Source organism: Candidatus Trichorickettsia mobilis (genome assembly GCF_963422225.1).
GTDB classification, from domain to species: domain Bacteria; phylum Pseudomonadota; class Alphaproteobacteria; order Rickettsiales; family Rickettsiaceae; genus Trichorickettsia; species Trichorickettsia mobilis_B.
On record NZ_OY728607.1, the window covers coordinates 620,328 to 633,531 of the forward strand.

At 34.7% G+C, this 13,204-nt stretch carries 10 protein-coding genes; 4 read left to right on the forward strand and 6 right to left on the reverse strand.

The window, feature by feature from the left end:
• Positions 1-79: 79 nt before the first annotated feature.
• Positions 80-3,364: an isoleucine--tRNA ligase gene (ileS, locus tag R2I74_RS02900; RefSeq protein WP_316353838.1), complete on the reverse strand. Its 3,285-nt coding sequence runs from the start codon at positions 3,362-3,364 to the stop codon at positions 80-82.
• 165 nt (positions 3,365-3,529) lie between these two features.
• The gene (locus R2I74_RS02905) at positions 3,530-4,168 is read right to left on the reverse strand and encodes a COQ9 family protein (RefSeq protein WP_316353841.1); all 639 of its coding nucleotides are present in this window, start codon (positions 4,166-4,168) and stop codon (positions 3,530-3,532) included.
• A 79-nt stretch (positions 4,169-4,247) separates the two neighbouring features.
• Here R2I74_RS02905 and rpsU point away from each other — a divergent pair, with 79 nt between their 5' ends.
• On the forward strand, positions 4,248-4,448 hold the full coding sequence (gene rpsU / locus R2I74_RS02910; RefSeq protein WP_316353843.1) for a 30S ribosomal protein S21: 201 nt from the start codon (positions 4,248-4,250) through the stop codon (positions 4,446-4,448).
• Between the two features lie 40 nt (positions 4,449-4,488).
• Here rpsU and R2I74_RS02915 read toward each other — a convergent pair whose 3' ends face one another.
• Positions 4,489-5,916, reverse strand: a complete 1,428-nt coding sequence (locus R2I74_RS02915; protein ID WP_316353845.1) for a hypothetical protein — start codon at positions 5,914-5,916, stop codon at positions 4,489-4,491.
• Positions 5,917-6,280: 364 nt separating this feature from the next.
• On the opposite strand from R2I74_RS02915, the gene R2I74_RS02920 reads away from it, so the two are divergent.
• The 3 genes from R2I74_RS02920 (at position 6,281) to R2I74_RS02930 (ending at position 9,109) form a co-directional block, all read left to right on the forward strand.
• A complete protein-coding gene (locus R2I74_RS02920) occupies positions 6,281-6,805 on the forward strand; it encodes a hypothetical protein (protein WP_316353847.1) in 525 nt (174 codons plus the stop codon).
• Between the two features lie 115 nt (positions 6,806-6,920).
• The gene (locus tag R2I74_RS02925; protein ID WP_316352999.1) at positions 6,921-8,045 is read left to right on the forward strand and encodes an IS91 family transposase; all 1,125 of its coding nucleotides are present in this window, start codon (positions 6,921-6,923) and stop codon (positions 8,043-8,045) included.
• 254 nt (positions 8,046-8,299) lie between these two features.
• Complete coding sequence (locus R2I74_RS02930; RefSeq protein WP_316353849.1) at positions 8,300-9,109, forward strand: hypothetical protein; 810 nt, start codon at positions 8,300-8,302, stop codon at positions 9,107-9,109.
• A gap of 49 nt (positions 9,110-9,158) precedes the next feature.
• On the opposite strand, the gene R2I74_RS02935 is transcribed toward R2I74_RS02930, so the two are convergent.
• The 3 genes from R2I74_RS02935 to R2I74_RS02945 all read right to left on the reverse strand — a co-directional run bounded on the left by R2I74_RS02935 (position 9,159) and on the right by R2I74_RS02945 (position 13,141).
• Positions 9,159-10,400, reverse strand: a complete 1,242-nt coding sequence (locus tag R2I74_RS02935; protein WP_316353851.1) for an outer membrane protein assembly factor BamB family protein — start codon at positions 10,398-10,400, stop codon at positions 9,159-9,161.
• Positions 10,401-10,413: 13 nt separating this feature from the next.
• Positions 10,414-11,079 (reverse strand): DUF2659 family protein, encoded by a 666-nt coding sequence (locus R2I74_RS02940; protein ID WP_316353853.1) that lies wholly within the window; start codon positions 11,077-11,079, stop codon positions 10,414-10,416.
• 277 nt (positions 11,080-11,356) lie between these two features.
• The gene (locus R2I74_RS02945; protein WP_316355259.1) at positions 11,357-13,141 is read right to left on the reverse strand and encodes an ABC transporter ATP-binding protein; all 1,785 of its coding nucleotides are present in this window, start codon (positions 13,139-13,141) and stop codon (positions 11,357-11,359) included.
• Positions 13,142-13,204 lie beyond the last annotated feature (63 nt).

Here is a 13,204-nt window from a genome sequence, read left to right on the forward strand (position 1 = left end):
ATGAAATTAGCATAATTGTCTATATTTAATCTAAATACAGCAATAATCATGCCAAAAATTTTAAAACAAGATAAATTAGTTAAATAATTTTCTTCAGTTTTATCGTCAATAATTGATCATGTAATTCCGCACTACTACTATAATCTGCTGATAAATCCACTGCAAATTCACTAAGAGTTTGGGTATTTATAAATTCTCCATGTATTTGCAACATCGCATCTAAATGAGCTTTATACCTCTTGAACTTCAAGATTTGGGGTGTCAAACTTCGGGTTTGCTCGTGCTCACGCACTATATCCTGCTTGCGCTCGCTCACCTCTAGTTCTCCTACCAACTCTTGAAGTTGAAGAGGTATACTTACAATTTCTAAATATACTCGGTCTGAAATCTCAAACCCTGCTTCTTTACGCGCTTGTTGAATAATTCGAATCAAATCCCGAGCCGTACCCTCTGCCTGCAACTCTGCAGAAATTTCTAAATCCAGAATTACCAGTCCGGAATTATCAGCTAAGGCTTTAGCGCCAAAAGCCGCTTTAGGTACCAATATAATGGCAAACTCCTCTGGATTCAATAATTCGCCTGCAACCTCGAGCTGTTTATCCTTAATCACCCAAATATTTGACTTACTTGCTGCGATAATATCTTTCATTTTATGCGGTAAACGCTTTCCTAGCATTGGAAAATTTATCGATAATTTTTTAGTGGCATATTGATCTAGATCTTGTCTGTGGATTATTGTTTTCACATTAATTTCATCTTTAATCAACTCATCAAATTCTGTTAATGATCCAGCGCCATCAGTAATTATAGTTAATGATTTCAGTGGCTGTCTGGTTCTAATATTTTCTAGATTTCGAATAAATAAAGCACTACTACAAATATCCTGTACTTTATCCATCTGCATCATTAAATTCTCATCAGTAATTAGCTGATCTAATTGTGGAAAATCAGTTAAATGAACGCTCTCTCCTCTTTCTACTCCCCCAGTTAGACCTAAATAAATTTCTTCAGTAATCAAAGGTAATAACGATGATATCGCCCGACACATTACCTCCAAACAAGTATAAAGTGTATTATAAGCATCAATCTTATCCTGATCCCGCTCACTTTTCCAAAAACGGTATCGGCTGCGTCGAATATACCAGTTATTTAACACCTCAAAAAAATCAGCAATCGCAGCATAGGCTGATTGTGTATCAAAATTATCAAGCCCTTGCTCAATTGAATTTACTGCAATTTTTAATTTTGTAAAAATATAACGATCTAATAAATCACTGGAGTTAAAAGTTAATTCAGCTTTAATACGGTCAGCATTAGCATATAAAATAAAAAAATGATAAGCATTCCAGATCGGTTTAATAAACAGCCGTAAAACCTCATAAACCATCTTACCGTCTTTATCAATCAGCAACTCCTGCCCCTTCACTACCGCAGATGATAACATTGTTACTCTTAACGCATCTGAGCCATATTTATCAAACAATTCCAGCGGATCAGCATAATTATTCAGCCGCTTTGATAATTTTTGGCCACTACTATCTAAAATTACTCCATGACAAATACAGTTTAAAAATGGCGGTCGATCAAAAAGCGCTGTTGATAATACCATCAATGTATAGAACCAGCCTCGAGTTTGAGCCGAATATTCGACAATAAAATCAGCTGGAAAATGAGTTTCAAACCATTCCTTATTCTCAAACGGATAATGCACCTGTGAATACGGCATCGATCCACTTTCAAACCAGCAATCAAAAACATCTTCAACGCGTCGCATCACCGATTTACCAGTTGGATCATCAGGATTTGCTCTAGTTAGGCTATCAATAAAGGGGCGATGTAAATCCTGGATCTTTACGCCAAAATCATGTTCCAGCTCAGCAATTGAACCATATACATCAATCCGCGGGTAATTTGGATCATCAGATTTCCAGATTGGAATCGGCGTACCCCAAAACCTATTACGACTAATTGACCAATCTCTGGCATTCTCCAACCATTTACCAAATAAACCATCTTTAACACTAAAAGGTATCCAGTTAATTTGTTGATTAAGTTCAACCATACGCTCTTTAAAACTTGTTACCTTCACATACCAGGACGGCACTGCCTTATAAATTAGCGGCGTGTCTGTACGCCAACAATGCGGATAATTATGAATATATTGTTCGGTTTTAATCCAATTACCCTGATTTTTCAGTTTGATAATAATTGCATCATTGGCATCAAATACCTGCATACCCACAAAATCTGCAACTTCACTGGTAAAAATACCCGCATTATCAACTGGACAAACCAGCTCAATATTATGTTGTGCACATAGATTATGATCATCTTCACCAAAAGCAGGAGCTATTGACACCACACCAGTACCATCAGTATCGGTAACAAAATTACCGATCAGAATCCTGAAGCTATTAGGATGATCACTAAAATATTCAAATAATGGCTGGTATGATAAACCTTCTAAATCACGACCAGTAATCACTTCAAAATCCTGCTCATCATTTATTGCCAGTTCTTTGGCATATTTAGCTAAGGCAGATTTAGCTAAAATATAACAAATTTTATCTTTAGGTACTAGCACATATTCAATATCAGCACCAACCGCTAAAGCAAGATTAGGTGGGAAAGTCCAGGGCATTGTCGTCCAGGCCAGTATCCTATACTCTTGATAATTATAATTACTTTGAAGATTACGTGGTTTCTCTTTTAAAATAAAACTAACAGTAACTGCTTTATCTAATTTTTCTCTATAAGCATTATCAAGCCTAGTCTCAAAATTAGATAATGGAGTTTCACATGCCCAGGAATATGGCATCACCCTCATCGCTTCATATACCAGACCTTTCTTATATAATTCTTTAAATGCCCAAAGTACTGATTCCATAAAATTAAAATCCATAGTTCGGTAAGAATTTTCGAAATCAACCCACCGCGCCTGTCTATTTACATATTCCTGCCACTCATTAGTATATTTCATTACTGATTTTCGACAATGATCATTAAATTTATCAATGCCAAATTCAGTGATCGCCAAACGCCCGGTGATACCGAGCTCTTTTTCTGCCGCCATTTCTGCCGGCAGCCCATGACAATCCCAACCAAAAATTCGTTCACATTTTTTGCCTTTACTAGTTTGATATCTTGCGTATAAATCTTTGATAAAACCAGTTAGTAAATGACCATAATGAGGTAAACCATTGGCAAAGGGTGGCCCATCATAAAAGATGAACTCGTCACTTCCTGCTCTATTATCTATAGATTTCTGAAAAATATTATTTTGCGCCCAATAAGCTAATATTTTTCGTTCTAATTCAGGAAAATTAACGTTTGAAGCCACATCTTGGTATATTTTCTCAGTCATGTTATTAATAATTAAAATTTATAAAATTTTATTCAGCATAAATTAAAAGGATGTAGACGAAGGTCAAAATCAAGAAGTACTAGGAATCACAGAGTCGAGGAGCGCAGCGTACTTTAGTACGTGAGCACCGCAGATCTCTGATGATGACGCAGTAATTCTTGATTTTCACCGAGTAAACAGTCTTAATATGGGAATACTACTTAACTCCGGTAACTTAGCAAAATTTTTTAATTTGGCTATATTGATAATATTTTCAAGAGCATCATCAATAAACCGGTCGGTATCAACAGCATTTTCTGATTCGTCAGCAATATAAAATAATATTGCTGATAAATATACAGAAACCAACAACCCTCTTTTGCTATAATGGTTAAAATCAGTAGCAGTATCTCCAGTATAATACCAGATTAAATTACAACTATTCCATGCCATTCTCATCGCAAAAAATATATTTTCTGGCAAGATAAAATAGGCATTATTTCTAATATGGATCAGTTTTGAGATATTTTTAATTCTAATCTGCAACGCAAGGGCAATTTTTTCTCTGATTCTCAATTGTGTGATTTGAGTCTGCTCCTGTAATTGCAACATCATTTTTTGATCTTGCCAATTTTCAAAAAACTCTACCACCTCTCTAACGCCATCGGGAAAAAGTAGATAATGATAATCCTTGTTAAAACCACAATGCTGACTAATATCCTCTAACAATGTTTGAGACCAGCAATTAAACAATAATAATTCTTGTGCTTCTGCTATAAATTGCTGTTTTTCTGCTGTATACTTTTCTTCTAGTAATGTTGTCATAATGCTTCTCAAAACTTGACACCAACCTATTATACATGTATCATGCCACTAGTTCAATAGATGAAAGGAGTATATTCTAGTGATATTAGTTAACGTTCATGCCGGTAACGGTGAGCAAGCAATAAAAACATTAAAACGTAAGATGCAGAGAGAGCTGATATTTCGCTCAATGAAAATGTCACGTTTTTATGAGCCACCTTCCGAAGCAAAAGTACGTAAACAACAGGAAACTGAAAGAAGAAAACGCAAAGTAGTACGTAAACAAATGATGGAAAGTTAGAATTTTGGAACTTTAATAATAGTTCTTTTTTTACGAATTATTACCTTCCATGATTATCTTTGTTGTTCGTAACTTTATGCTCATGTTCTTTGTTATTAGTGTGCTTTCCTGTATTCGGAGATACAGCACATTGGCTATGATCTGCACTGTGTAATTCTTTGTTAATTTTAAGCGCATCTAATTTTAGCTGATCTTGCTTGAATTGTGCTTTTAAATTTGCTCTATCTATTGGTGTATCTTTCTGCTCAACAGAACTTTTAGGTTTGTTATCTAAATCATCCATGCTACGAGTAATTGGTTTGTCCTTCTGCTTTGCACTTATCTCTAAAGATTCATTTTCCTTTCTAACTGCACTAGTTAAACCTGAATGCTCTTTAGTTTCGATTTCATTATTAGGATTATATTTACTATTTGGATTTAAAGCATCTTTAATACCCTGCCAAGCTCTAGCAAATGCACCCTGTGGTTTTGGTACTTCAGGAACATCCTTATTAACCTCTTGCTGTTTACTTTCAAATTTACTTTTTATCTGCTCAGGTTTAAGTTGATAAAAATTGCTTTCACGCATAGTCGCAACCATAGCCTTATTATCAACTTGCAACTGGCGAGTTTGTTCTTTTAATTCTTGTAAATTATCGTAACCAACATGCCCCATCTTTCTTTCAGAATTTATTAAATTCACTAATTGCTCTCTTACCTCTGGCTTCCCCTTTAGCGCTTCTTTTAGCATTTCACTGAATTCTTTGGCACCACCAACAGCTCCTGCTATTTCCGAAGTAGTCGCAACCAATTCAATCCCACTCTTTATTTTTTCAGCTGTTTCCAATCCGTGTTTAATATTATGAGCAGCTTCTATTCCTTTTGTTGGATTTAAAGCTACAGTAGCTATATCAAGTCCAGCATTAATCACCCCAACTATTTTTCCAGCCACCTCTAAAGTATGGTTATGTTTTAACTGCTCTTTATTACTTAATTTATCACTTTCTGTTTTATGTAAATTATCTTCCACCACTTTTAGTTTAGGTTGCAAATCCAATGTTTTTTGCTTAACGTAAAGCGCAGTCGCATAGTCAATTAATGCATCATTTTCCTTGTCAAGCGCACGCGTCTTCACAGCTTTTGCTGCATCGATCCCTGTTTTAACAACTTTTACCCCCAAAGCCACTGCTGCTATTGCTATAGGAGCTACTCCTCCCGTCACTACTCCAAGCGCTAACCCAACGGCAGCCGTAATCATCGCCCCAGTATTACTGGTCATCACTTTAAACGCAGCACCAGCTACTTTTTTTACCCCGTCCCAGGCTTTCTGATACCATTTTTTAGGGGCAGCTCCTTCTTTAGGAGCTTGCTCTTTCTTAGCAGACACTTCATTTACTTCAAAAGCTTTTTTTGGCGATTGAATTACCGAATCATCTTTTGTTTGGCGAATAATTTCAGCTCTTCTTTTTGCTTCTTCTTCTGTCTTCATATTTTTAACTGATCAATTAATATATACTTAATTATTAAGTATATATTAGATCGCCATTATCTAAAAAAATGAATCTTCTTTCAATAGTACAAATTACCATAGTGTAGTATTTATGACGTACAGAACCAGTATAAAATAGTTACATTACCTAGCTAATCACGAAACTGCTTTTAATATAATAATATACCAGGATTTTACTAATATATTATGCTTCTAGTGCCATAGTTGTTTTTAGCTATATATTAATGCCATAAATACTACACTGTCGTAATTCGTGCTATTGGAAGAAGATTCATTTTTTTAGATAATAGTGATCTAATATATACTTAATAATTAAGTGTATATTAATTGATCAGTTAAAAATATGAAGACAGAAGAAGAAGCAAAAAGAAGGGCTGAAATTATTCGCCAAACAAAAGATGATTCGGTAATTCAATCGCCAAAAAAAGCTTTTGAAGTAAATGAAGTGTCTGCTAAGAAAGAGCAAGCTCCTAAAGAAGGAACTGCCCCTAAAAAATGGTATCAGAAAGCCTGGGACGGGGTAAAAAAAGTAGCTGGTGCTGCTTATAAAATGGTAACAGGAAATGTATATTCGATTGCCATTGCGGCAGTAGGACTTGGGCTCGGCATAGTTACCGGAGGAGCAGTGCCTATCGCCATAGGAGCTGCAGCCCTAGCAGTTAAGTTGACCAAGACTGCTATAGATGCCGTTAAAGCAAGTAAAAGCCGAGCATTAGATAAAGAAAATGATGCATTAATTGATTACGCAACTGCGCTTTACGTTAAGCAAAAAACATTGGATTTAGCTCCCAAATTAAAAGCGGCAGAAAAAGATCTATATACACCAGATAATAATGACAAGATAAGCCACCTATCGGTGGCAGCTTAGCTTTTTACATCTCTTGCCAACTTCTGTTATCAAAGGTAATATGCAAGTCATTACAAATAATCAGAGTAAAAGATGGAAATAATCGGTAAAGGAATCTCTATAAAACATATTTTTCTTGATCGGGGTAATTGGCGTCGATTTCACTGAAAAATATAGCGAGCTGAGGTATGGTATTATCTTTAACGTTACTAAAGTTATATTGTGCGGAACGAAATATTTAGGATTTAAGAGTTATAGCTGCCCTACATGTGATCACGGTAAATCAGTAGTATTTAGTTGTAAAGGTAGATTTTGTTCTCGTTGCGGTAAGAAGCAAACAGATCAATGGATAAGTAAAGCTACCAATGTTCTACCAAAGACACGTTGGCAGCACATTACATTTACAATGCCCGACTCATTATGGCCAATATTTTGGCTTAATCGCAATCTGTTTGGATTAATTTCTGCTGTTGCCGCCGGAATTATTAAGGAAATAGCAACAAAGAAAAAGATTGTAGTCGCTATATTTACTGCCCTGCACACCTTCGGTAGAGATTTAAAACGTAATGTTCATATCCATTTATCGGTTACTTGCGGCGGTATAGATAGCAAGGGTAATTGGCGTAAATTATTTTTCCCTGCCGAGCCTATTAAAAAAATGTGGAGACATAGAATTCTTGAGTTATTTCGCTCAGAATACGCCTCAAGTAATTTGAAATTACCGTCGAAATATCAAAATGATGGCGATTTTAACAACTGGATGATCGGCCTATATGAAATCAGTTGGTATGTTTATTTGCAAAAACCATCAGACGATCATAAACGCAACATAAACTATTTAGGGCGATATATAAAACGACCTCCTATTTCTGAGGCAAGAATAGAGGAATATGATGGACTGCAAGTAACGTTTAGATTTCTTGACCACTACAATAACACGATTGATCACGTCACAATGCCTGTACTGCAGTTTATATCTAGCCTGATTATGCACATACCCGATCGTTATTTTCGAATAATAAGGTACTACGGCTTTTTATCTAACAGAACTAGAGGAATACAACTACCTATTGTATATAAGGCGATAAACCAAATTATACCTAAGAAAATCAAGTCATTGAACTGGAGATTAATGATTTGGTTAAACTTTAAAAAAGATCCGTTATCTTGTCCAAACTGTAATCAATTTATGAGCCTGAGACAGGTTTATTACGGTTTATCTCCACCCTTGTTATTAGTGAAGATCAATGAATTATTGTGAACGCCTCGGTGATATTCATATGGTGAACCGTTGCTTCACGCCACGTTAATATAATTTTAAAAAATTGGCCTATTTTGAGATAGATTTTAAGAGAAGATTTTTATACAAGTGTCAATAATTTCTAATATCACAATTTAACAACCAAATTTTTAAAGAAAATTTTAAAATTTTCAAAAAAATATTTTTGGTAAAATTTTTGAAATTCCTATACTACTAACATAGTTAATACTGGTTTGGATATAGCTGGAATAGCAATGGATCCAACCAAACTAATAAGCGCTGGTAAAGGCCTTGTAGCTGGAGCCGGTGTACCATTAAACGCATTTAACGCTGTAACCGGCGTAACGGATATAGTGGGAGCAACAGACGACCTTAAAGGATTATATGCATCAGCCAAAGAAAAAATAGCAAAATCTCCGGATTTGCAAGCAGAATTAAGAGAATTGATAAATTCTGAGCGTAAGAGAGGTAATGTCGGTTACGATAGTTTGCAAGAATTAAAAGAACAAACTCGCCAGTTGCAAGTTGATAATAAAGCCATGGTCGCAACACTACGTGAAGAAAATTTTTATCAACTTAAACCTGAGCAGATAAAAAATACCTTTCAGAGTAAACAACAACTACTAGAGCAGGAAGTTCCGGCAGTACCAAAACCAGAAAGCGCTTTTTCCAGAGCTTGGCAAGGTATTAAAGATGCTTTAAATCCAAATAGTAAATATAATCCTAATAATGAAATTAAAACTAATAAGCATTCAGGTTTAACTAGTGCAGTTAGAAAGGAAAATGAATCTTTAGAGATAAGTACGAAGCAGAAGGATAAACCCATTACTCGTAGCATGGATGATTTAGATATCAAACCTAAAAGCTCTGTTGAGCAGAAAAATACGCCGACAGATAGAGCAAATTTAATAGCGCAACTCAAGCAAGATCAGCTAAAATTAGATGCGCTTAAAATTAACAAAGAATTACATAGCACAGGTCATAGCCAAAGTAATACTGCTGCGTCTACAAACACAGGAACACATAAAGCTCAAAATACTAACAAAGATCATGGTAGACAATAAAATTCAAAGCGCCCCAGACCATCTACGCGTAGCAATCTATTTTTAAAAACTATTTTGCCAATATTATTTGTTTATCTGTTGCCAAATAAAAAGGTTCTTTCGCTGAAAAATTAGTATAAATAATACTTGGCAATGTTTTTACTACTACCGGCAACATCAATAATTTCTCTTGATTATCAGTCTGGAAACGATAAATCTCACCATCACTATTTAAAATATTTAACATTGATAGATCATCTTTTTTTGTTAAAAAAGGTGGAAACAAAAATGCTGCCTTAATCTTCTTCTTATCTTGCCCTCCTAAATCAGCTACCCATTTTATTTTACCACTGACTCGACTAACAGCAGCTACTTGTTTTGCATTATTAGTAATAAACAAACTGTTTCCAAACATTGCCATAGATTGTACATCACTCGCTATAGTAGTCCAAATTATAGCTCCAGTGCTAGCATGTAATTTCAGTAATTTATTGGTACTGCTAGCAATATATATATATTCACCATCTACTATTGGTGCGCAAGATAAAGTTACCGCCTCAAAACCAGGCAAAGCCACTTCATTACTTTGCGATAAATTTATTCCCCATCGTTCTGCTCCTGTATTTGTATCCAAAGCAAATATTTGACCAGAGCTATAATTAACAATAACATAGCCATCATATACTACTGGGCTTATATAATTATTCGATGATAATGTTTCAAACATCCCCTCATGTTGCCAAACAATATTTGTACTTACCGTATCATACGCAAACAACTGATTACTAATAGTCTGAACCAGTATTAAGTGATTATTTAGCATTACTGGTTTAGTTCTAATAATGTCCGGGAACTTTTTTCTAACAACTTCGTGACCAGTAGCACTATCTACAATAATTAAAAACCTTGATCCATTTGCAACATATAATTTATTTGCATTATATATTAACCCACCACCAAGATAGTATTGATCCAATGATTTATTGGTAACATCACTAAACCACAAATGTTTTTTAGTTTTTAAATCAAATGCAAAAACTGTACCCTTAGCATTAACACCATACATAATTTCATCAATAAAATATGGCTGAGAAATAAGTGAGCTCTTAGTTAAAGCTATGGCTTTATTTTTTGGTAAATTATCAATAAAATTATCAGATAGTGATAAATTATTACCAATTATTACAGGTTCTGCTGAATCTGCAACCAACTTAGGAGTAAGCTCTACAATGTTCTTGGTTTTTTTTGATCCTAAACCATTACACGCCATAAGAGCACAAGCAATAAATAGTACTGCAAATCGTTTGATCATATCTGTTCTACCTCTATTCAATTTTTGATAACAAAGCTTTCGCCTGTTCTTTAATTATCTGCGGAGTAGTATGAAGAGCCATAACCGCCTTTAGTACATTAAGAGCTGATTCTGGCTCTTCATTTCTTATATGCCATATAGCTTTAATAATACTTGCTGTACCAAAGAATTCTTTAGTTTCATTACTAAAATATTGCAAATATTTTTGCAATTTACTTTTATCTGAAGCAACTATTTTTTTCTGATCAATTACTAATCCTAACCAAACAATTCGAGCATAAGCTGTAGTGGTTTCATAATAATTCTCGTTATCAATAATCTTCTCTAGCAACACTTTAGCTGAGTCATAATCTTTAACTGCTATTTTTAAATTAACCTGCTTTAATGCCGCAATCTCTCTAACTCTATTATTATTTTTTGTGACCAAATTATCCAATGATTGTTGAATCAGCTTACTATCAACAGATTTTTCTAAAATCAAGTTATCCATTGATTTAATCAACATATCACCCATTTGCATATTATGTTGTGCACGAGTTCCCATATACCAACTAAAAATCAACATAGCAATTACTGATAATATGGTAATCAATATAACTACAGGCAAAGCCTTTTTAAAATAATATACCTTCTTTTCATAACTCTGATCACGCAAAACTTCTTCTAAAATATCAGTCATAAATCATCCAATGTGAGTGAAACATAAGGTAGCGAAGTTTAGTACTATAAAGCAATTAAAATTATCATAAATGTAAGTCATCTTGAACTAACGATAGTCATCCCTAACACAAGGAGTCATCCCTAACACAAGGAGTCATCCCGAACTTGTTTCGGGATCTCATGATAATAGAAGGAGATGCTGCTCTGAAACAGCTTAAAGTGAAATAAATTCAGCAAGACCTCTGTTAAACATATGGCACTGTAAACATTGTTATTATACTAGTTTAATGCAATGCTCAATTTTCACCTAGTATAGCTTCGTCTTCTTCTAATTCTTTATGATACAATTTATAATACTCGCCTTTTGCCGCCAACAATAACTCATGAGTACCTTGTTCTATCAACTTCCCTGATTTCATTACTATTATATTATCTACAAATGTAATGCTAGACAGGCGATGAGTTATAATTATTATTGTTTTACCTTGCCCGCGTAATACCGTCAACATATTCAATATTCTTTGCTCAGAACTGGGATCAAGAGCAGATGTAGCTTCATCTAGCACTAAAATAGGAGCATCTTTTAATATTGCTCTGGCAATAGCCAGTCGTTGACGTTGTCCACCAGATAAGGTAGTACCCTGAGTACCAATAACCGCATTATATCCACCAGGTAGATTACTAATAAACTCATCAGCATCAGCAAGCTTTGCCGCTGCTATAATTTGATCTTCACTAACATTTACCTGACCATAAGCAATATTCTCAGCAATAGTAGCATCAAATAATATTGTTTCTTGAGTCACTAAAGCAATTTGTTTTCTTAAACAATTGATAGTTAAAGCTTTAAGATCGTGTCCTCCAATTAAAATTTGACCAGTATCTGGATCATAAAATCTTACCAATAGATTAGCAAGTGAAGTTTTGCCACTACCAGAACGACCGATAATTGAGGTGATTTTCGCTTGTTCTAGCTTAAGATCGAGATGACGTAAAGCAATTTTTTTATCAAATTTAAGTTGGATATTCTTAAAAATAATATCGGTATTAGTAAAATCTACCGTTTTTGCATCTATGTCATCAGCTATAGTTGGCACAATATCCAAAATGTGAAACACACGCTTTGCTGCAGCAATCCCTTCCTGAAGATTAATATTCAATGATAGTAAGCTTTTAAAAGGACGATAGGCTGATACAAAGGCAGTAATAAAAGCAAACAAGGCTCCTGGAGTCGTTTTTCCTTCAATGATCATTAAACCACCATACCAAACAATACCACCAATAGATAACCCACTTAAGATTTCCATAATCGGTGAAGTTAAAGCATCAAATTTAGCGGTTTTTTTATAGAAATTCAGAATATTGCCAGTAATTTGCTGTGCTCTACTAACTTCCACAACTTCAGTAGCAAATGATTTGATAATTCTAATTGATTGAAAAGTTTCATCCAATCTAGCAGTATAATTACCTAATTCTTCCTGCGCCGCAGTAGAAATTTTACGAATCCTGCGCCCAAGTTGTTGTACAGGATAAACTGCTATAGGGAATGCCACAAATACTATTAATGATAATACTGGTTCCAACCTAAACATTACTATTATCAAAAATAATACTGATAGAAAATGCTTGGCACATCCTACAAGTAAATTAGATACCGCACCGCGCATCAATGAAATATCGTTAGTAAATCTTGAGATCAGCCTTCCTGAAGATTGCGACTGAATGAACGACCAATCAGCAGCAAGTAAATGACTATACATTCTCATTTGCAAGTCTGTTAGAATTCTCTGTCCAACATATTTAATCAAATAACTTTGATAGTACTCTGCTATACCTTTTAGCGAATAAACTCCTACCATAATTAATGGTAAAATTACCAGCATAGTGCGATCATGTGTCAGAAACACCTTGTCGATAGCAGGTTCTACCAATTTAACTATTGTCGCCGAACAACTTGCTACAATTACCATAAAAAATATAGCGCACGACAGTGGTTTACTATATGGCTTAACATGCTCTCGTAACAATCTTTGCAATACCTGTATTGCATTATATTGCGTTAGTAGATGTGAGTGCATTATGATGAACTAAATATTATAATTTGTTAAATTGCGTTTGTGAGAAGAGCTAATAGACCACTAGTG